Annotated in this window: 20 protein-coding genes; 7 read left to right on the top strand and 13 right to left on the bottom strand. The window is 45.5% G+C overall.

What is annotated here, in order from left to right:
* Positions 1–339: 339 nt before the first annotated feature.
* A complete protein-coding gene (locus D9A03_RS15020) occupies positions 340–1,881 on the top strand; it encodes an inorganic phosphate transporter (RefSeq protein WP_174233660.1) in 1,542 nt (513 codons plus the stop codon).
* Between the two features lie 33 nt (positions 1,882–1,914).
* On the opposite strand, the gene D9A03_RS15015 is transcribed toward D9A03_RS15020, so the two are convergent.
* Positions 1,915–2,577: a histidine phosphatase family protein gene (locus tag D9A03_RS15015; protein ID WP_120498045.1), complete on the bottom strand. Its 663-nt coding sequence runs from the start codon at positions 2,575–2,577 to the stop codon at positions 1,915–1,917.
* A gap of 9 nt (positions 2,578–2,586) precedes the next feature.
* Entirely contained in the window at positions 2,587–3,447 is an 861-nt protein-coding gene (gene cobS / locus D9A03_RS15010) for an adenosylcobinamide-GDP ribazoletransferase (RefSeq protein WP_120498044.1), read from the bottom strand.
* 222 nt (positions 3,448–3,669) lie between these two features.
* On the opposite strand from cobS, the gene cobT reads away from it, so the two are divergent.
* Positions 3,670–4,698 carry a nicotinate-nucleotide--dimethylbenzimidazole phosphoribosyltransferase gene (gene cobT / locus D9A03_RS15005; RefSeq protein ID WP_120498043.1) on the top strand — a complete coding sequence of 343 codons (1,029 nt, stop codon included), beginning with the start codon at positions 3,670–3,672 and terminating at the stop codon, positions 4,696–4,698.
* A gap of 50 nt (positions 4,699–4,748) precedes the next feature.
* Here the strand turns inward: cobT and D9A03_RS15000 are convergent, their stop codons facing one another.
* Positions 4,749–5,597 carry an ABC transporter permease gene (locus D9A03_RS15000; protein WP_120498042.1) on the bottom strand — a complete coding sequence of 283 codons (849 nt, stop codon included), beginning with the start codon at positions 5,595–5,597 and terminating at the stop codon, positions 4,749–4,751.
* The gene (locus D9A03_RS14995) at positions 5,598–6,401 is read right to left on the bottom strand and encodes an ABC transporter ATP-binding protein (protein ID WP_120498041.1); all 804 of its coding nucleotides are present in this window, start codon (positions 6,399–6,401) and stop codon (positions 5,598–5,600) included.
* Positions 6,402–6,565: 164 nt separating this feature from the next.
* On the opposite strand from D9A03_RS14995, the gene D9A03_RS14990 reads away from it, so the two are divergent.
* The gene (locus D9A03_RS14990; RefSeq protein WP_162938182.1) at positions 6,566–7,969 is read left to right on the top strand and encodes an ActS/PrrB/RegB family redox-sensitive histidine kinase; all 1,404 of its coding nucleotides are present in this window, start codon (positions 6,566–6,568) and stop codon (positions 7,967–7,969) included.
* Positions 7,970–8,131: 162 nt separating this feature from the next.
* Positions 8,132–8,686 carry an ActR/PrrA/RegA family redox response regulator transcription factor gene (locus D9A03_RS14985; protein WP_120498039.1) on the top strand — a complete coding sequence of 185 codons (555 nt, stop codon included), beginning with the start codon at positions 8,132–8,134 and terminating at the stop codon, positions 8,684–8,686.
* Between the two features lie 27 nt (positions 8,687–8,713).
* Here D9A03_RS14985 and D9A03_RS14980 read toward each other — a convergent pair whose 3' ends face one another.
* Positions 8,714–10,030 (bottom strand): hypothetical protein, encoded by a 1,317-nt coding sequence (locus tag D9A03_RS14980; protein ID WP_120498038.1) that lies wholly within the window; start codon positions 10,028–10,030, stop codon positions 8,714–8,716.
* 218 nt (positions 10,031–10,248) lie between these two features.
* Here D9A03_RS14980 and rfaE1 point away from each other — a divergent pair, with 218 nt between their 5' ends.
* Entirely contained in the window at positions 10,249–11,745 is a 1,497-nt protein-coding gene (gene rfaE1, locus D9A03_RS14975) for a D-glycero-beta-D-manno-heptose-7-phosphate kinase (RefSeq protein ID WP_120498037.1), read from the top strand.
* A 154-nt stretch (positions 11,746–11,899) separates the two neighbouring features.
* Here rfaE1 and D9A03_RS14970 read toward each other — a convergent pair whose 3' ends face one another.
* Together D9A03_RS14970 and D9A03_RS14965 are read right to left on the bottom strand one after the other, a co-directional pair.
* Positions 11,900–12,289, bottom strand: a complete 390-nt coding sequence (locus D9A03_RS14970) for a hypothetical protein (RefSeq protein WP_162938181.1) — start codon at positions 12,287–12,289, stop codon at positions 11,900–11,902.
* Positions 12,290–12,402: 113 nt separating this feature from the next.
* Positions 12,403–13,032 (bottom strand): carbonic anhydrase, encoded by a 630-nt coding sequence (locus D9A03_RS14965; RefSeq protein WP_120498035.1) that lies wholly within the window; start codon positions 13,030–13,032, stop codon positions 12,403–12,405.
* A 172-nt stretch (positions 13,033–13,204) separates the two neighbouring features.
* Between D9A03_RS14965 and D9A03_RS14960 the strand changes: the two genes are divergently transcribed.
* Together D9A03_RS14960 and D9A03_RS14955 are read left to right on the top strand one after the other, a co-directional pair.
* Positions 13,205–13,795, top strand: a complete 591-nt coding sequence (locus D9A03_RS14960; RefSeq protein ID WP_120498034.1) for a DNA-3-methyladenine glycosylase I — start codon at positions 13,205–13,207, stop codon at positions 13,793–13,795.
* Between the two features lie 12 nt (positions 13,796–13,807).
* Positions 13,808–14,296, top strand: a complete 489-nt coding sequence (locus tag D9A03_RS14955) for a CreA family protein (protein ID WP_254055062.1) — start codon at positions 13,808–13,810, stop codon at positions 14,294–14,296.
* A gap of 65 nt (positions 14,297–14,361) precedes the next feature.
* On the opposite strand, the gene D9A03_RS14950 is transcribed toward D9A03_RS14955, so the two are convergent.
* The 6 genes from D9A03_RS14950 to D9A03_RS14925 form a co-directional block, all read right to left on the bottom strand.
* A complete protein-coding gene (locus tag D9A03_RS14950; protein ID WP_120498033.1) occupies positions 14,362–15,522 on the bottom strand; it encodes a mechanosensitive ion channel family protein in 1,161 nt (386 codons plus the stop codon).
* 116 nt (positions 15,523–15,638) lie between these two features.
* Positions 15,639–16,220 carry a hypothetical protein gene (locus D9A03_RS14945; protein ID WP_120498032.1) on the bottom strand — a complete coding sequence of 194 codons (582 nt, stop codon included), beginning with the start codon at positions 16,218–16,220 and terminating at the stop codon, positions 15,639–15,641.
* A gap of 335 nt (positions 16,221–16,555) precedes the next feature.
* Positions 16,556–17,269, bottom strand: a complete 714-nt coding sequence (locus tag D9A03_RS14940; protein ID WP_120498031.1) for an ABC transporter permease — start codon at positions 17,267–17,269, stop codon at positions 16,556–16,558.
* A complete protein-coding gene (locus D9A03_RS14935) occupies positions 17,269–18,036 on the bottom strand; it encodes an ABC transporter permease (protein ID WP_120498030.1) in 768 nt (255 codons plus the stop codon). Before D9A03_RS14935 ends, D9A03_RS14940 begins: the two co-directional genes overlap by 1 nt.
* Before the next feature lie 137 nt (positions 18,037–18,173).
* Positions 18,174–18,935 carry an ABC transporter substrate-binding protein gene (locus D9A03_RS14930; protein WP_120498029.1) on the bottom strand — a complete coding sequence of 254 codons (762 nt, stop codon included), beginning with the start codon at positions 18,933–18,935 and terminating at the stop codon, positions 18,174–18,176.
* 45 nt (positions 18,936–18,980) lie between these two features.
* The gene (locus D9A03_RS14925; RefSeq protein WP_120498028.1) at positions 18,981–19,778 is read right to left on the bottom strand and encodes an ABC transporter ATP-binding protein; all 798 of its coding nucleotides are present in this window, start codon (positions 19,776–19,778) and stop codon (positions 18,981–18,983) included.
* Positions 19,779–19,809: the final 31 nt, after the last annotated feature.

Below are 19,809 nucleotides of genomic sequence, written 5' to 3'. Positions count from 1 at the left end.
GGAGAGTTATTCTTCTGTTTTCATAAGGGTAAGGGCGATTCCATGGGGCGATGATGTCTGCAACAGGGTGTACGCGGGGATGGTATGATCGGAAAATTCAGAAAATGGCTCTTTGAAGAGATGGCAATTGAGAGCCAAAACTAATAACCCCAAAGGGGTGGAGCGCTTATATTTTCTGTTCTGTAGAGCATTTTCCGCAGAATGATATGTTTTGTTGTTGAATATGGTTTGTCATTAAATTGTCATATTAGAGTCACGAAATAATAATTTGTCATTTAAATGCAATGAAACTATCACAAATCTGAAATTACCCAATTTTGGTGTATGAAGGTTTGAAAAATGGCATCTTCTGATCCGTCAGGAAATACGAATTCATCGTCATCAGACGATATGAAGTTAGCAAAACCATCTCTGGATAAAGACTTAAGTAAAATCGTTACGATGGAAGAGGCCACGCGCTCCATATCGCAACATCTTCTTGCGCCAGGCCTTGCTATTCTATTCCTGGCAGTAGCTGGTGGTTTTGCCAGTATCCTGATCGGGGCGCAGCCAAACGCCGTTTATATCATCGTCGCTGCAACCCTTGGCGGGTACATGGCGCTGAACATTGGTGCCAATGATGTTGCAAACAATGTCGGACCAGCCGTTGGGTCACGGGCCTTGACCATGACGGGAGCGTTGATTATCGCCGCTATTTTTGAAAGCGCCGGGGCACTATTGGCCGGGGGTGATGTTGTTTCGACAATCTCCAAAGGTATTATTGATCCATCGCTCGTTCCAGATAGTCAGACCTTTATCTGGGCAATGATGGCGGCACTGTTGTCATCTGCGCTGTGGGTTAACCTTGCCACTTACATTGGGGCACCGGTTTCAACGACACACTCTGTTGTTGGTGGTGTTATGGGCGCAGGTATTGCCGCTGTTGGTTTTGGTGCGGTAAACTGGTTTACCATGAGTAAGATTGCCGCCAGTTGGGTTATTTCGCCTGTTCTGGGTGGCGTTATTGCGGCGTTTTTCCTCGCCTTTATCAAAAGCAATATTATCTATCGTGATGACAAAATTGCAGCTGCGCGCCGTTGGGTACCAATGCTGCTTGCGATTATGGCGACTGCTTTTTCATGTTATTTGATGATGAAGGGGCTGAAGAAGATCTGGAAACCAGACTATGCAACGGTTGCTATGATTGGTGCTGCGATCTTTGTTGCTTCTTATGCGCTTTTAAAACCCGTTATTCGTAAACAGTCCGAAGGTATGGAAAACCGGAACCAGTCCTTGAGAGAACTGTTTCATTTACCCCTGATTTTCTCTGCGGCTTTGTTGTCTTTTGCACATGGTGCCAATGATGTGGCGAATGCGGTTGGTCCTTTGGCTGCAGTTTTACATGCTGTGGAATCTGGTGACATCGCGGCGAAGGTTTCCATTCCGATCTGGGTAATGATTATTGGGGCGATTGGTATCAGCCTTGGTCTTTTCCTCTATGGTCCCAAACTGATTCGTATGGTGGGGGAACAGATTACTAAAATGAACCCGATGCGGGCTTACTGTGTGGCGCTTTCTGCCGCTATTACAGTGATCATGGCATCAGCTTTGGGGTTACCCGTTAGTTCAACGCATATTGCTGTAGGTGCTGTGTTTGGTGTTGGTTTCTTCCGGGAATATTATACCAAGAAAAGTAAGCGCCGCCGCCAGTATGTGCGACAGCACGAGCGTCACCCTGAAAGTGAGCATGAAGGTATTATTGCTGATCGTGAAGAAATTGGCCGCCGTAAACTGGTTCGCCGATCGCACTTTACGACAATTATTGCTGCCTGGGTGATCACTGTTCCTGCCGCAGCATTACTGTCTGCTTCAATCTTCTTTGTGATAAGGTTTGTGCTGTAAACGGTTCAAAATCACTAGATATGAAAAAAGCTCCTACTGAGGAGCTTTTTTTGTTTTGAAAGCAAACGGTTCTGCATTAATGCTGCCAACTCCCCAGGATGAATGATCTGTCGTATTTTCATCTTCGGTTAGGTAATAATCCAGTCTGGTTAAAGACAGATTGCCAATGGATAGGCCAAGGGCTTTTTCGGGGTTAAGATCCAGCGCATGGGCAACTGCGGCCCGAATTGTGCCACCGTGGGTTACCGCAATAATATCTTTACCGATGTATTTTTGATTAAGGGCATCAATTGATTTTGCAGTTCGGACAATAAGGCTTTCGAAACTTTCTCCGCCCGGGGGGGCTTCAGATGCAGGCGCATGCCAAAAACGATGCCATGGATCACCCCGAATTTCGCCCAATTCCTGATGCGTCATGCCATGCCAGTCTCCAAAGGACTGTTCCTGAAAATCATCGATTACATCATAAGCAGGAAAGTCACGGGCCAGCATTTCAGCGCGAATAGCATCAGCGGTTTGATGGGTCCGTTTCAGGGGTGTTGTTACCCAGATGGCTTCATCGGGAAGGATTCCACCGAGAGCTTGAAAACTGTCTTTGTCATGGCAATCACAGTTTAAGTCCAGATTGCCGTATATAGTGCCGTTGTTTTCCGTTACTGGCGCGTGCCTGACCCACCACCATCTGGTTTGTGTCACCTGTGCCTCCTAGGCGATATAGCTCAACAGAGCGAGATAGGTCACGATTTCACAGAGTTGAACCGCGGTGCCAAGAACGTCCCCTGTATACCCGCCAATTTGCCGCATTGTTAACCATGATAAAAACAGAATCATTAGGACATTGGAAACAAGAACAATCAAGACAGATAAGGGCGGAAGAAAAAGGAACAGAAAAAATAATGTCAGAAGCAGGCTACCGTAGCTACTGCGTAACTTTGGTTTTGCAGCGGTTGCTGCCATCCCGCTTTTCTTTGCCAGAGGAAGATGACTCATCATCAAGGGGGCAAGTCCTCTGCCAATCATATGTGCCGAAATGTAGATGGCAAATATCTGTATCAGAATCGCCCATTGATAGTTGTCGGCACCCAGAGGACTGAGTTGTGCCAAAGAAAGCAAGCTACCTAACAACAGCGTGCGCATGAGAACCGAGATAGCAAGAGCAAGGACACCGTAACTCCCGACACGACTATCTTTCATGATCTCCAGTTTTCGTTCTGGATCATGACTACCGCCAAAGCCATCAGCAACATCGGCCAACCCATCTTCGTGAAGAGCGCCTGTGACAAGGATGCTAGAGACAATGGCGAGAAGGGCGCAAACATAAAGTGGGAGCGATAGATAGAAGCCAATGACCAGTACTGTGGCACTGACAAACCCAACCAGAATGCCGATAAGGGGAAAAGACCATGCCGCTTCTGCAAGGTTACGGCTTGTTGGCCGTCCTTCTGTATCAAGCGGATAAGGCACCGGGATCCGCGTCATGAAAGCCATGACGATGCGAATGTCTTGTTCAAATTTCTTTATCATGTTCAGCCATTGGTGCGGTTTATTGGTCGGTTGAGCTGTCATGTTGCCTTATCCGGTGTATATGCGACAAAGAGAGTGGTTCTGAGGTAAAGACAATGACCCGCTGCTATGTTATGGCTTGGGCCAGAGCTTTAAAACCGATTAAATCGGGTTATCAACGCACAAAGAAACAAATGCCGCCCTGAAGCGGTTCTGTAAAGGTATTTGATAGCCTGAAGGCATCGCAATCCTGTGTTAAATCAGGGGCAAGGGAGATAATAAACTATGTCAGACGCGGCATCTATTTCGACGCTTGATGAAATTCATGTTCTGCTAAAAGAATTACCGGGGCCAAGCCGAGAGGCGGCAAAAGCTGCAGAAGAAAGGCAGACACAGCTTACGAAACCTTTGGGTGCCTTGGGGAGACTAGAGGAACTGGCAATCTGGCTTGCTGCATGGCAAGGAAAGAATAAACCGCAGGTTGAACGCCCCTTTACCGCTGTTTTTGCTGGGAACCACGGTATTGCGGCCAAGGGTGTTTCTGCTTATCCAACAGAAGTTACCAAGCAAATGGTGGCGAACTTCATTCATGGCGGTGCGGCAGTTAACCAGCTTTGCGGATTGGCTGATTCAGATCTTCGTGTTTACGAACTCGCGCTTGATGAACCAACAGCTGATTTCAGTGAACAGCCCGCGATGGAGGAAGAAGATTTTGTCCGTGCGATTGCCTATGGAATGATGGCCGTCGAAGAAGGCATTGATGTTTTGGCTGTTGGCGAGATGGGTATTGGTAATACCACATCAGCAGCAGCAATCTGCACCGCACTTTACGGTGGGGGTGCCGCTGACTGGGTTGGTCGGGGCACTGGTGTTGATAATGAAACGCTTGCCTTGAAAACCAAGCTGATCGATCAGGCGATTGAATTGCATAAACCAACTTTTGCTGATGATCCTTTCCAGATTTTACGATGTGTTGGCGGCCTTGAGCTCGCAGCAATTGTCGGGGCTGTTATTGCGGCACGCCTTGCCCGTACCCCGGTTGTTCTCGACGGCTATACCTGTACAGCAGCAGCGGCGATTCTTCATGCAATTGATCACAGGCTTCTTGATCACTGTGTTGTTGGACATCAATCCGTTGAGCCCGGTCATCGGGCTTTGATGGCAAATATCGGTAAAGAACCCCTGTTGGATTTTAATATGCGGCTGGGTGAAGGCTCGGGCGCTGTACTTGCCTTGCAAATTCTGAAGGCGGCCTGTGTTTGTCATAATGGCATGGCGACCTTTGCCGAAGCCGGGGTTAGTGGCCCGGCTTAATTTCGGCCTTTATAGCCAGTACAAACGATTTTATTAGGGGAGTAGCGCTGCTATTCCCCCATTTGTAATAAGAGACCACGCTTTCGTGCGACGTGGTAAGCCCATAAAAACACACAAATTGCGATAGAGAAGTAGAGCACATTCAAGAGCAGGGAATGGATAAACAGGTCAAGTTGAAAACCTTGATCAAAAAGAATAGCACGCATGCCTTCAAATACCGGTGCTGTTGGCAGTCCCCATGCAAGTGCTTGTAGCCATTCTGGCAAGATGTCTACGGGGTAGTAGACTGCCGAGATGGGGGCAATGAGAAAGATGGTCAGCCAAGCCATGGATTCTGCGCCTAACCCAACTCTGAGAATAAGTGCACAAACCAACAGACCGATGGTCCATCCCATCATCATTAAGTTGCTGAAGAACAAGATCAGCGGTAATCCCAGATCGTAGAGAGAGACTTCGTAAAAAAGAATTGCGAGAAAAGTGGCAGGTAGAATCCCGATCAGCGTTCTGATCATACTCATGACCATCAGAGCAGTTAAAAACTCATAGGGACGAAGAGGGCTGACAGCCAGATTGCCAATGTTACGAGACCAGAGTTCTTCCAGAAAAGAGAGACTGAAGCCAAGCTGTGCACGAAAGAGGATGTCCCAAAGAAGCACAGCTGAAACCAAAACACCTGCTGCTTGGGCGATATAGCTGCTGTTTGTTAACAGGAATTGTGTAATGAAACCCCAGAGCACAATTTGAATAGATGGCCAGTACATAAGCTCAAAAATACGTGGCCAGGAAGCACGCATCAGGTAAAGGTGTCGCATCATGACAGATTGTATGCGGATCAATGCAGAGGGATTGTGTCTTATTCGGGGAATGGTGGCTGTTGTTTGGCTTGCTGAGTTTGGCATCTAAATATCCCCGTATTCTAGATCGTCATGAGGTGGTTTTCTGGGAATATCGTTATCTTTTTGGTTCGCAGAATTTTTTCTATCTCGGGCAATATCAAGAAAAACCTCTTCCAGATTTGTTCGGCTATAGCGGTGCAATAGATCATCCGGTGTTCCCTGATCGACAATTTTGCCGTATTTCATCATTAGAACGTTGTCACAGATTCGCTCGACCTCGGTCATGTTATGAGAGGCGAGCAAAATCGCAGCGCTGGTACGTTTTTGGTATTCTTTTATGTAGCTTCTAACCCAATCCGCGGTATCCGGATCAAGAGAGGCAGTTGGCTCATCCAACAAGAGAATTTCGGGTTCGTTGATCAGGGCTTTGGCAACGGAAACCCGTGTTTTTTGACCTGCGGACAAACTTCCCGTCGGACGGTTTAATAATTCAAGAAGGTCGAGTTCTTCAGCCAGATGCATCAAGCGTTCCCGGGCGTTGATAATGCCATAGAGTTTGCTGAAAAACATAAGGTTTTGTCGGACAGTCAACCGTCTGGGCAGATCCACATAGGGAGATGAAAAATTCAGACGGTGCATGACTTTGAAACGATCTTTGACCATATCTTCGCCAAGAACTTTAATTGTGCCCGATGTTGGCAAGAGAATACCAAGCAGCATGGATATTGTCGTGGTTTTCCCTGCGCCGTTTCCGCCTAACAGGGCGATGGTTTCGCCGGGTTTTACGGCGAAAGAAATTGATTTGACTGCAAGAACATCATCATAGCTTTTGTTGAGGTTCTCAACATGAATAGCGTACTGAGGCATGAGCTTAATGTAACACGATTGGGAAAGTAATCTTGTCCTGTTTTGCTATAGAATGATATCTATTAGCGCGAGATGCTACAAAAATCATATGGATTATAAATATTTACCTGAGAATGATTACAAAATCCCACCCGGGAATAAAGTCTGGAAAATGGAACGAGACAGTGAGTAGTACATTTCGATTGGAACCCGAAGTAGGATTACATCCCGACCAAGGACGGGTTCGTTTAAGGACACTTGTTTTCATCAGATGGATGGCAATTTGTGGACAAACGGCGGCGTTGCTAATCGCCCATTTTGGTCTTGGGCTAGAGCTTCACCTGGTTGCGGCATTTTTGGTAGTTTTAACATCTGGTGTTTTGAATGTGGCCCAGGTTGCGACGCGTCCAGCTTCATCTTGGTTGCGTAACAAAGAAGCAACCATGGCCCTGGCATTTGATCTGATTCAAATATCTTTATTGTTGTCTTTAACTGGTGGACTGACAAATCCCTTTTCAATCCTGATCCTGGGACCGGTAACAGTATCGGCTTCTATTCTCACCAGGCGGAGCACCATCTGCTTAAGTATCCTCGCAATTGTCGCCGTGACAGCCAATGTTTTCTTTTATTTGCCACTCTCTTGGCCTGAAGGCAGCTTTTTTCTTCATTCACTTTATCTTTATGGTTTGTGGGCGGCGTTGGTTTTTACGGCGATTTTTTTGGCCGCTTATGTCTCCTCATTAACAGAAGAGGCAAGATCAATGGGAATGGCGCTTGTGGCATCACAAATGGCTTTGGCCCGAGAACAGAAATTATCAGCATTGGGGGGCTTGGCCGCTGCTGCTGCTCATGAACTGGGCAGTCCTTTGGGAACAATGCTTGTTGTGGCAAAAGAAATGAAGGAAGAATTGCCGCCCGATGATATTTACCTGCCGGATGTCGAACTCTTGATTAGTGAGATCTTGAGATGTCGGGAAATTTTACAAAATCTTGCGGCCTGGCCAGAAGAAGACGGGGGGGATCCATACAACTTTATGCCGCTCCAAAGTCTTGTTGAAACTGCTGTTGTCCCCTATGAGAAATTAGATATTCAAACGCTCATAGAGGCAAAAGCGCGTGAAGATTCCGGGGCAGAAGTAAATGGAGAACATCTGATGGTGGAGCGCAGCCCTGAAATTTTGCACTCGTTGGGGCTTTTTGCTCAAAATGCCATCCAGTTTGCAAAAGAGAAAGTTGAGATATCGCTGGTCTGGGATAAAAGAACAATCACTCTAACAATACATGACGATGGGCCTGGTTTTGATCCTCAGGTTCTCGGTCGTTTAGGGGACCCATTGCTTTCCAGTCGCGAACATGCTCAGAAAGCTTTAGGCAAGAAAACTCTGACCTCAAAAGCCTTGGGCTCAAAAAATCAAGACCGTCGCAAGGAAGAAGATGGTGATCACATGGGCTTGGGGGTTTTTATTGCAACAACCTTGCTTTCCCATACCGGGGGGAAAGTGACATACTCTAACCATGAATCAGGTGGCGCCCTTGTCGAGATTGTTTGGCCCAGACATCGTTTGGAAGTTGCACCTCAGATAGCTTAAAGCCAGATAGCTTAAAGAGCGTCGTAACTGAATTTTGATGAGCTTCTGGCGTATGAATTTTTTGCAAGACAGCTGAGCTTAATGCATCTTTGACCGCCTGTGTCCAGAAGCATAGAATGTACTGAAATAACAAAGAATAGAATTGTCTAGGGGTAACAAGTAATGTCAGAGTCGCAAGATGCGGAAAAAAAGAAGCTGCTGATTGTTGATGATGATGAACGTTTTGCTGAACGTTTGTCTCGGGCTATGGATCGGCGTGGATTTGAACCTGTTATTGCCAACTCCGTTGCGGATGGTATTCGCTTGGCACATTCAGAAGTTCAGGAGTATGCTGTTGTCGATTTGAGACTTCAAGATGGATCTGGTCTTGATGTCGTTAAAGCGATCCACGAAACATCCAAAGATGCTCGTGTAGTTGTTCTTACAGGCTATGGAAACATTGCGACGGCTGTTGCCGCTGTGAAAGTTGGCGCATTGGATTATTTGCCAAAGCCGGCTGACCCCGATCAAGTTGCGGCAACTTTGTTACAGTCCAGTCCTGATGGGGATATGCCGCCTCCGCCTGAATTACCTATGACGGCAGATCGTGTGCGTTGGGAGCACATTCAACGTGTGTATGAACAGTGTGATCGCAATGTTTCTGAAACTGCGCGGCGTTTGAGAATGCACCGACGGACACTTCAGCGTATATTGGCAAAGTATGCCCCACACGCTTAGGTCTGATCAGAATTGGAGTGTTAAACTCTATTCTTCATGATCGGCTTCAGCCCTGTGGCGTCCCATTGCATCAGCGAGGCTTTTGGATTCTTCCTTTTTTGAAGCGGCCCAGTTTCTAACATATTTATCAATGTAAAAACCTTGCATGAGTTTGATCTCTAGCTCATGCGCTGTTTTTACAGCGTCTTCGGCACCGCAATGACAGAGTATCATTCTATTTGGATCAACTTTGCTAACTGTATTTCTGATTTCATCTCCTCTAGGGGTTTTCAGAAATTTAGTCAGATCCTGATTCCATTGTAGTTTGATCAGGTCAAAGCCCATAGTACGACGATCAATCATTGGCAGAGACAAATGAGTAATGCCGTCGAGACAAATTTTGTAACCACGTTCTCTTAAAAAATCGCGGGCAAAGGTAAAACTGCCAATATCCGCAAAAACATCCAGAAGTTGAAATTCAATTACAATGGAGCGACGAACAGCTTCGCCCAAGGTATGGTCCAACTTTAAAAATTCATCAGACAAGGCCGTCGCGACATTTAGATTCAAACTATAAGATCTGGTTAGAGTTGAATCGTCATTTTGACGAAGAATGACCAGCATGCGTTTATCAAGATAACGGGTTAGATCCTGAAAGAGCCAACGATTGGATAGCAAGTCATGGGTTGGCAGGAGTGTTTGTTGAAGCTGGTCAATTGAAAAGAAGAGTTCTTTGAATAGCGCTTCAGGTTTTTGATCTTTGTTGACGAGGAAAATAGACTGCCGTTTCATTAAACTGGATAGATCGGCCTGATTAATTGCCTTGGAGACAGCAGCCAGGTGCGAAGGCATCAGCGGAATTTTCGGTTTCGCGGCTGGTTTGCCGTGTATTGCTGCGATTGCTTCAGCTTTTTCCCGACGTATTTGGTTATCAAGATCTTCGTTCATTTTGACTGCGAGGGCGATCAGGTCCGCATATTCATGTTCCAGGTTAAACCAGCTACAGAACTGGTCAGCCTGTAAGTCATAATCCCCGGCAAGCATTGGATCGTCGCTGAAAAGATAACGCAGCCTTAATATTGTTTCATCAATTTGAGCAACAGTTGCCCCGGTGGTGACAACAACCAGATCATTATTATGCAATCTAAAAAGAGTGCCGGAAAATTTGGCAATCAAGTCTTCGCATGCATTTTGCGCGATACGCAAATGATGATCCCGTTGATGGTAAGGGCGTAACCGCGATAAGTAAATATGTACAGCACGACGATTATCGGTTTGTTTGCCGATCCGTTTCACATAATCCAGAAAGACCTTTTCCTGGCTGAATTGGCCTTCGGGTTGCTTTGTTGAAGTCGAGTTATCCATAAGGGCGGGCTACATTACATCCAGATTGCATCATCGTGTGTAACATTATTAACCTTGAGAGTCTTCAAAGTTCGTTAACCTTACCGGAATGACCTATATTTGTGATATTTTCAATTAAAATATGGCTCGATTAAAAGCTATTCCTTAAAAAACTTGCCCGTAACCTGAATAGGTAGCAAAAGAGATACACGAAACTTTATGAACATTGGTTACTTCGGATGACTTCGGAAACTCACTCTTCTATTGATTTGCTGGATTTGGTTGCTCGGGTTGATGATCTTGCTGGTGCGCGCGTGCGGACTGTGGGTGATCTTATGCTTGATCGTTTTATCTATGGCAGCGTGGAACGCATTTCACCCGAAGGACCAATCCCTGTGCTGAAAATCAATCGTCAGGTGTCTATGCTGGGGGGATCGGGAAATGTTCTTCGTAACCTGGCTGCTATTGGAGCTTCCACAAACTTTGTTGCCGTCATTGGTGATGATGCCGTTGGTCAAGAAGTGAGTGAGCTTGTTCAGAAGGAAGTTGGCCAAGAACCGCTTAATCTTGTCATTGAGGCAACGCGTCAGACGACGATCAAAGAGCGTTTTGTGGCAAGTAATCAACAGCTTTTGCGGGTTGATCGAGAGATGAATCGTGCTCTTTCTCTGGACACTTGTTCCCAAATCATAAAGCGAGTTCAAGAGAATCTTGCGGCTGTTCCTGTGCTTATTCTGTCTGATTATGACAAGGGTGTTTTGAACCAAGAAACCCTGAGCACAATTATTGCTGCAGCCCTTGATGTAGGATGTCAGATAATCGTAGATCCGAAAGGCCGTGATTACAGTATCTACAAGGGTGTAAGTATTGTTACTCCAAACCGCAGAGAACTACACGAAGCGACGGGAATGTCTGTTGATGGTGATGCGGCAGTGGTTGCTGCCTGCAAACATCTGATCAAAACGTGCGGTATAAAAGGTGTACTGGCCACGCGTAGTGAAGAGGGGATGACGCTGGTAACGTCAGATGGCGTTGTCGAGCATTTGGGGGCTGAAGCACGGGAAGTTTTTGATGTTTCTGGTGCTGGTGATACTGTTGTTGCTGTACTTGGCGCAGCCCTTGCGGCCGGGTTGAGCCTTTTGGAAGCATCTTGGTTGGCGAATATTGCAGCTGGTATTGTTGTTGGCAAGACCGGGACGGCTGTTGCCTATGGCAGTGAAATCAGACAGGCTCTTCTTGCCCGAAATGGGCACTCAAGCCAGACAAAGGTCGCTGAATTGGATGCTGCGTTACATCGTGTCGATCAGTGGCGTAAGGCGGGTTATAAAATCGGATTTACCAATGGTAGTTTTGACCTGCTACATCCGGGGCATATTGCGTCTTTACAGCAATCCAGATCATCATGTGATCGTTTGATTGTTGGTTTGAATACAGACGCTTCTGTAAAACGCTACAAAGGTGAAAGCCGCCCGATTCAAGATGAGAACACGAGGGCAACGGTTTTAGCTGCTCTGGAAATAGTGGATCAGGTTGTTTTGTTTGATGAGGATACACCGTTAAAACTGATTGAAGCTATTTTACCTGATGTATTGGTCAAAGGAGCCGATTACACGCTTGATCAGGTTGTTGGCGGTGATGTTGTTATCAAGAATGGTGGTCAGGTTATTCTGGCCGATTTGAAACACGGGTTTTCAACAACGAACACCATTGCAAGAATTGATAAAAGTAAGGCATAGAACGCTTTTTATTTAACCTTGGAAACGTACGCTCTGTTTGTTGCATGGTCCTTCTTTCCCACCTTATTTGTTCTAATGGTTCGGAAAGAGATTACGGTCAACTGTTTTTCAAACTGAATCTATTGGTACGTAAATACTTTTAATATGGATTGTTTTACCCGAAAAAATGCACGAGTGCAGCAATCATAATGGCGGGTGCCAACCAGAAGGCGCTAGCTAAAGCATAGGCAACATAGCCGGAAGCTTGCCCTTCGGATTTTAGGCGCTCGTAAGCACGCCTCTCACGACCAAGTAAAAAGATCAGATAGAATCGATGACGGCCAAAGGGAATGGATCGCCTTATTTCAACAGGATGTTTAGCGTAACCGCGTGCGCCAAACATTTGTTTGATGGCGTGTTTTTGTTCATCTGTAAAGCTGTTCGCAATATCGGGGTCAATACGGCTAAAGTAATGTTTGATAAAAGGGTCTTCTGAAGACCTGGTCCGTTTATCAGTACTTTTTTCGACGCCTGTATTGTTTGCTCTTTCGTCTAACTCAACCAATGCCATGTCCCCTGCAATGCGAATGCGCGCACGACCCCCAATAGTTTACTTTATCAGAGGTAGTGTGACTCGATTCATTTGATTAAAGGTTAACGATTTGAATCAGTTAGCTTCTAGAGGTTGATAAAGGCGTCTTTTTCTTTGTCGTAGCTAAACAATTCACCAGTGGAGAAGTCAAAATACCAACCATGTAACTGGACTCTTCCATCGGCGACCCGTTCCTGGATGAAGGGAAAAGTCATCAGGTTTTCCAATGAGTTAAGGATTGAGGCTTGCTCAACGGCACGCTGTAATTCCTCGCCTTCTTTGCCACAGCAACTGGCTTTTTCTTTTGCGTCTTTGGCAATTTCTATCCAGTTGGCAATAAATGAGCTGTCATTGGAATCGTCAAGAATGCCATCCACAAGTGCTTTGATACCGCCACACATTGCATGCCCCATAATAATGATATTAGGGATGTGAAGCTGTGTGATTGCATATTCCAATGCGGCCGATGTGCCGTGGTGATGATCATCTGCTGCACAAGGAGGGACTAGATTGGCAACATTGCGAACCATAAAAAGATCACCGGGCAAGGTTCCTAATATTGAGGACGGTTCGACGCGAGAATCGCAACAACTGATAACCATCGCTTTTGGTGATTGCCCTTTTTTGGCAAGAGACTGCAATAGCGCTTCATCTCTGCGATAGTCAACAGTGTGGTAAGCGTGATAGCCTTTGATCAGTGAATTGATTTCGCTCATTTGGCATCCTATATAGTCATTATTGTATCCCCAGATAGGGATTGAATTGTATCCCCAGATAGGGATTGAGTATCCGGTTATCAATATTTTGTAAACATTTTCGCAATTACTTACGCTTTTTGATAAACAAATCAGATAACGTAAGAACTGGAAACGGGGTTGGGGGAAGACTTTGAGTCGTAATCAGGAAAAAAAGCGTTGTGGCTGGGTTAGTGATGAAGCCCTGTATCTTCAATATCATGATAAAGAATGGGGCGTTCCGGTAACGGATGATCGCGAGCTCTTTGAGATGCTTATTCTGGAGGGAGCTCAGGCCGGACTATCCTGGATAGTCGTACTGAGAAAGCGTGAAAATTACAGGCAGGCGTTTGCTGGCTTTGATCCACACAAGATTGCAAAATTTACCGAAGATGATGTTGAACGCCTGATGCGGGATACGGGTTTGGTGCGAAACCGTCTGAAAATCAATTCGGTCGTCACTAATGCCAAGGCTTGGCTCGAAATCATGGAATCGGGCGAAGGATCTTTTCGGGATCTTGTCTGGTCTGTTGTGGAAAATAAAACACTTGTGAATTCGTGGGCTGATTTATCCCAGGTGCCAGCTTCGACACCAGAATCTGAAAAACTTTCCAAGCTTTTAAAGAAAAATGGCTTTCGTTTTGTTGGGCCGACAATTTGTTATGCCTTTATGCAAGCGTGCGGCATGGTCAACGATCATACTGTCGATTGCTTTTGCTATGAAAAACATGCCCCTAGAATTTAGCGAGCTCTAAAAATGAATTTGAAACTACGTGATATTATCCACAAAGTATTTTTGTGTCTTGGTGCTGGTCTGTTTGTTTTCTCTCCAGCTGTTCAAGCGGAAGAGATTGGAGAGGTAGATACCGTCTTTAAATGGTTAGGGCCTAATCATAAGATTGTTATTGAAGCCTTTGATGATCCAAAAGTCGAAGGTGTTGCCTGTCATCTTAGCCGGGCAAAAACCGGTGGTATATCCGGTGCTGTGGGTTTGGCCGAAGATACAACGGATGCATCGATTGCCTGTCGTCAGATCGGCCCGATCAAATTCCGTGAAGAGCTTGAGGATGGTGAAGAGGTTTTTACCAAACGCACATCTCTTGTGTTTAAAACCATGCAAGTAGTCCGCTTCTTTGATGAAAAGCGTAACGTTTTGATTTATTTGGTTTATAGTGACAGAGTTATTGAAGGCAGCCCAAAGAATTCTATTACCTCTGTTCCAATTATGCCCTGGAATGAGGGGTAATGAAGGGAAAAGTTTCGCCGCTAATAACACAATGAATCAAGGGGCTCATGAGAGCCCCTTTTATATTATCCCTTATTGAGCGGTGTTTCCGGTTCCAGTCCGGGGAGGTTTTGAATTTGAGCCGGAGATTCTGGCAAGCTTGCCACATGCAAAGTTGATGTCGGGAATGCAAAGGCACTGTCATTGCCTTCGACGATCTCCTTTAGCTTCAGGGCGAAATCTTCTTTGATGTTCATCCAATCGCCCCAGTTTGTTGTTTTGGTGAAGCAGTAAATCATAATATCAATGGATGAACTGTTAAATGAATCTACATTAACCAGTGTTGTTGCGCGGGCATCATCAGTTTCAAAGGCTTCTGTGACATACAGATGATCTTTAATTTCTTGCACAATCTTGCGAAGTTGTTCGCTTGTTGTGTCGTATTCAACGCCGATTTTCCAGTAAATACGGCGGTTTGTCATTTTGGAGAAATTGATAACGGCGTTGTCGGCCAGTTTGGCATTTGGCACATAGACAGGTGCTTTATCAAAGCGTCTGATACGGGTTGAACGGAAGCCAATGTCTTCGACAGTTCCTTCAACTATTCCTTCGATCCGCACCCAATCACCGCGGCTAAAACGCTTCTCGGCAATGATGAGAATGCCGGCAATAAGGTTTTTGAAAAGATCTTGGGCGCCAAGAGCAACAGCAACACCGAAAAGACCAAGACCTGCGATGATGGCACCAACATTGATGCCCCAGAGTTCCAGAATGCTGGCCGCACCAAGCAAGACGACACAAATTTTAAGTGCTTTGATAATCCAGTCTACCATAATGCTGGTGAGGACCGTTGTGAAACGATGGAGTAAAAAATCCAGAGGATCTATCAGTTTATAAACAGCATAAAAAAGTGTGTAGGCAATTAGAGAGCGCACAAGATTGTTGCCTAACACTGCTGCTTCTCCGCCAAGATTCAAATAATCGAGCGAGAAGAAAACACCAAGGGCAATCGGGATCATCCTTATTGGTCCCTCTAGTGCCTCTAATGCATGGTCATCCACAGAGTTCTTGGTTCTTCTTGTCAGTGCCTTGAGACGACTGATAACGAGCCTTGAAAACAATCCCCGAATAACAAGGAAAGCAAAGAAAATTGCTATGGATGTTATGATGTGACCAATACTGACCCCAAAAACACCCTGATTCCAGACTTCCAGTGTTATTTCCCAGAACGTTGATAAATCTTCCATGATTTCTCCTCGGTTTGTGCGCGAGGGGAGTTTGCTCAGGGAGGTCTAAGTCGTCAAGAGTGAAAGCAGAAGTATCAGAGCTTCAAAGGGACGCTTTGAACTGTGGAAAGATTGATTTAATCGAAAAGGGCGTCGATATCATCTTGTCCCATAGCTTCTGCATCCAGAGTTTCTTCTTCTTCGGCCATGCCGCCGGCCATCATGTTGCCAGAGAGTGTTGCCTGCCAGTCCATTTCGATTTCCATGATCTTGTCAGCTGGCAAAACATTGTGATTACCATGAATAACAGCACTGGCAATATCAATCATATGACGGATGTGTGTGGAAGCATCCGGTACCAGTGCGGCGATGGAAACGTGATCACCAGAGGCAAGAGCCTGTTCTATGGCGTCTCTGCTGTCCTTGATACCTTTGTCGGCGAGTTCGACCGCCTTATCAAAGGGGATGCGAAATTTTTCAGGAGCTGATTCGTAGGCAGCCACGGCAAGTTCTTTTGCCTGAAAACTACTGTCTAGAAAATGCTGTTGATAGCTTTTGGGTTCCCAAGCCTGAACTTCTTCAAAAAGATCCGGCATGTCTGGCACCATTTCCAGCATCATCACAGCTTCGTTGAGATGATTTAAATAATCCGTTGCTAGAAAGCTGGTCTCATCAATGTTTGAGCCAGGTAGTTGTGCCCTAATACTTTCCAGATCCACGTAGCTCTCACCTTTATCAATTGTAGTTCCTGATCCATCAACATCATACAGTGTCGTTATCCTATTTTCTGCAAACTATATAAATTTACCCTTAACCCGATGCAGATAATTTACGCCAAAGGAAAAACACTTACTGATTTTAGCATAGGACAATGTAAAGAATATCTTAATTGGCGATATTACTTATAACAAAATCACCAATTATTGGTCGTGTTACTACCTATAGGTAGCTCATATGTTATGCTATTGGTGTGTAAGGTAGAGAGCAAGTTCAGATAAGAGAAAAGGCCGGATGATTTATCTTCCGGCCTTTTAAATGGATGATCAATATGAAATCAGGTCACGACCTGGATGGTTTCTTCCCGGCGTTTCAGATGCTTGTTGTAGTGATTTTCGACGAGACGGAAGAGCCAGATAAACAAGAAAGTCAGAATAAAATAGAAGACACCGGCAGTAATAAAAGCCTCATAAGGGGCGTAGTAACGAGATTGAACGATACGAGCTGCGCCGGTTAGATCCACCAGAGTAATGGTGCTGGCCAATGCACTGCCGTGAAGCATAAAGATAACTTCGTTAGAATAGGCAGGGAGGGCGCGTCTTAATGCACTGGGGATGATTATCCGTCTGAAGATTAAAAACTGTGACATGCCACAGGCTTTTGCTGCTTCGACTTCACCAAAGGATGTTTGTGCCATTGCCCCTCGGAAAATTTCTGTCGTGTAAGCTGCTGTGTTTAACGTAAAGCCCAGTAACGCAAAGAAGTAAGCTCCTTTCAGGAAGTCAAATTCTTTGGTTAATTCGCTATACCCTTCAAACTGCCCTACGCCATAATAAAGAATAAACAGTTGAACGATAAGTGGTGTTCCCCGGAATGCATAGGTAAAGGCGAAGACGGGATAATTTATCAGTGGATTTTTTGATAACCGCATCACGGCCAGCGGAATTGCAAAAAGAAACCCGATTAAAAGTGAGAGCGGTACAAGTTTGATCGTGAGAAGTAAGCCTTCGAAGTATAAAGGTAGCTCGTCCTGTATTATCTGTAAGTCCATCAAAGCGCACTCCTTACGCCAGCCGAATAGCGTTTTTCAATTAACTTTAGAACCCAAATCGATAAAGTGGTTAGAACGAGGAATGCAATAGCCGCAGTGAGATAAAATTTAAAGGGTTCGCGGGTTGCCCCTGCTGCGAGGCCTGCTTTTCGGACCATATCTTCAAGGCCGATAATTGATGTAATCGCAGTAGCTTTCATAAGAACCAGCCAGTTATTACCAATTCCGGGTAACGCATGGCGAACCATCTGCGGAAAGAGAATACGGCGGTTGATTTGAAACCTTGTCATGCCATAGGCTGTGCCGGCTTCCAACATTCCCCGGTCTACTGCCATGATGGCCCCGCGGAATGTTTCGCCCATATAGGCACCAAAGATAAAGCCAATGGTCAGTACACCTGCAATAAAGGGGTTGATATCGATATATCCCCAATCAAGATAAGGTTCTGCAGCTGTTTTCAGTGAATCTCCTGCCCCGATTAATTCGCCGATCCACGTTGTAAAGTTCAAAAGATTTTCTGGCAGATTGTTCACAAAAACCTGACCGCCGAAAAAAATCAAGAGCATCAGAACAAGGTCTGGAACACCGCGAATGATTGTGGTGTAGCCAAAAGCAATTGAGCTGGCGACTTTGTTTTTTGAAAGCCGTGCAAGTGCAGCAAACATTCCTAAAAAACAGGCAACCAGCAAAGATGCCATAGAGATGGAGACGGTAATAATGCCGCCACTAACAAGGATGCTATATCCGTAGCCATCAAGGTTAATCATTTTAAATCTTCCGATTTTAAGTCTGGACTTTCAGACTTTTAAAAAAAGCACCCCGGAACGCAGATTGATCATCTAGGTTCCGGGGGTGCTCTTTCAGTATTTAACCAGGATACAAGATGGTCATTCCATCGTTGTCCTTAGTAGATGTCTGTGTCGAAATACTTGTCGTTGATCGCTTTGTACACACCGTTTGCACGGATTGCTTTGATGGCAGCAGAGAAACGATCGCGTAGTTCTGTCTCACCTTTACGAACAGCAATACCAGCACCTTCGCCGAAGTATTTTGGATCATTGTATGATGGGCCAAAGAGCTCAAAATCTTTACCGGCGTCTGTCTTGACGAAACCTTCATCCATAGCAATGGAATCAGCAATCAGGAGATCAACGCGACCAGCTGCGATATCGAGGTATGCTTCGTCCTGCGTGCCATAACGCTTGATTTCGGTATCTGGGAACTCAGCAGTGATAAATTTATCGTGGATTGTACCGCGTTGCACACCGACGGACTTGCCTTTCATGCCTTCAGCTGTGATTTCGATGCCTGATCCTTTTTTGCGAAGGAAGCGCGCAGGAGAGTTGTAGTATTTCTCAGAGAAATCAACTTTCTTTTTACGCTCTTCGGTAATGGACATGGATGCGATGATTGCATCATATTTTTTAGCGTTAAGCGCTGGAATGATACCATCCCAATCCTGCACGACCAGAGTACACTTTACTTTCATTTCTTCACAAAGTGCATTGGCGATATCAATATCGAAACCAACAACGTTACCATTGGTGTCGATGCTGCTGAATGGAGGGTAAGCGCCCTCAACACCGATACGCAGATCTTTTGCTGCGACAGCGCCAGCTGTGAATGTCATTGCTGCCGCTACGGCAGTTACAAGAAACTTTTTCATTTAATAGCTCCCTAAATTTAATTGTTATACCTGTTGTTTGTCTTATTATTTTAGATTTCCAGCGATAAATTGTTTGAAACGCTCTGATTGTGGATTGGCGAAAATCTCTTGTGGATTTCCCTGCTCTAGAATACGACCTTTGTGAAGGAAAAGCGTTTGGTTTGATACTTCCCGTGCAAAACCCATTTCGTGTGTAACAACAATCATTGTCCGACCTTCTTCGGCAAGGTCGCGGATAACTTTTAATACTTCCCCGACCAGTTCCGGGTCCAACGCGGATGTTGGTTCATCAAACAACATGACAGATGGATCCATAGCCAGAGCACGCGCAATTGCAACGCGTTGCTGCTGTCCACCGGACATGTGGGCAGGATAGTAATCCTTACGCTCGTAGATGCCGACCTTTTCCATCATCTCATTCGCGCGTTCAATGGCTTCCGCTTTACTCAGGCCGAGCACGTGGATCGGGGCTTCTATGATATTTTCCAGTGTTGTCATGTGAGACCAGAGATTAAATCCCTGAAAAACCATAGACAGTTTAGAACGAATGCGTTCGATTTGTTTGTTATCTGCCGGTAAAGGTTCACCAGACTTGGTGGCTTTCATATTGATGAGTTCGCCACCAACGGTCACTTTACCGGAATTCGGGGTTTCTAAAAGGTTGATGCAGCGTAGAAAGGTACTCTTGCCGGAACCACTGGAACCGAGCATTGAGATGACATCGCCTTCGTGAGCAGTTAAGGAAACACCTTTTAAAACTTCGATATTGCCGAATGATTTATGAATGTCTTCACAAACAAGTGCAGGTGTTTTATCCACAATAGCCGCGGCGTCTGACGCCATAGGTTATGTCCCCATTGTTGAATTATCTTTT

This window comes from Kiloniella sp. EL199, from assembly GCF_900313065.1.
GTDB lineage: Bacteria > Pseudomonadota > Alphaproteobacteria > Kiloniellales > Kiloniellaceae > Kiloniella.
Note: the sequence above shows the minus strand (reverse complement) of the source record. Positions and strands in the feature narration are given on the sequence as shown.

Coding starts and splice junctions, on each gene's coding strand:
- D9A03_RS15020 (WP_174233660.1), top strand. CDS start 340: ATGGCATCTTCTGATCCGTCAGGAAATACGAATTCATCGTCATCAGAC.
- cobS (WP_120498044.1), bottom strand. CDS start 3,447: ATGACAGCTCAACCGACCAATAAACCGCACCAATGGCTGAACATGATA.
- cobT (WP_120498043.1), top strand. CDS start 3,670: ATGTCAGACGCGGCATCTATTTCGACGCTTGATGAAATTCATGTTCTG.
- D9A03_RS15000 (WP_120498042.1), bottom strand. CDS start 5,597: ATGCCAAACTCAGCAAGCCAAACAACAGCCACCATTCCCCGAATAAGA.
- D9A03_RS14995 (WP_120498041.1), bottom strand. CDS start 6,401: ATGCCTCAGTACGCTATTCATGTTGAGAACCTCAACAAAAGCTATGAT.
- D9A03_RS14985 (WP_120498039.1), top strand. CDS start 8,132: ATGTCAGAGTCGCAAGATGCGGAAAAAAAGAAGCTGCTGATTGTTGAT.
- D9A03_RS14980 (WP_120498038.1), bottom strand. CDS start 10,030: ATGGATAACTCGACTTCAACAAAGCAACCCGAAGGCCAATTCAGCCAG.
- rfaE1 (WP_120498037.1), top strand. CDS start 10,249: ATGACTTCGGAAACTCACTCTTCTATTGATTTGCTGGATTTGGTTGCT.
- D9A03_RS14965 (WP_120498035.1), bottom strand. CDS start 13,032: ATGAGCGAAATCAATTCACTGATCAAAGGCTATCACGCTTACCACACT.
- D9A03_RS14955 (WP_254055062.1), top strand. CDS start 13,808: ATGAATTTGAAACTACGTGATATTATCCACAAAGTATTTTTGTGTCTT.
- D9A03_RS14950 (WP_120498033.1), bottom strand. CDS start 15,522: ATGGAAGATTTATCAACGTTCTGGGAAATAACACTGGAAGTCTGGAAT.
- D9A03_RS14940 (WP_120498031.1), bottom strand. CDS start 17,269: ATGGACTTACAGATAATACAGGACGAGCTACCTTTATACTTCGAAGGC.
- D9A03_RS14935 (WP_120498030.1), bottom strand. CDS start 18,036: ATGATTAACCTTGATGGCTACGGATATAGCATCCTTGTTAGTGGCGGC.
- D9A03_RS14930 (WP_120498029.1), bottom strand. CDS start 18,935: ATGAAAAAGTTTCTTGTAACTGCCGTAGCGGCAGCAATGACATTCACA.
- D9A03_RS14925 (WP_120498028.1), bottom strand. CDS start 19,778: ATGGCGTCAGACGCCGCGGCTATTGTGGATAAAACACCTGCACTTGTT.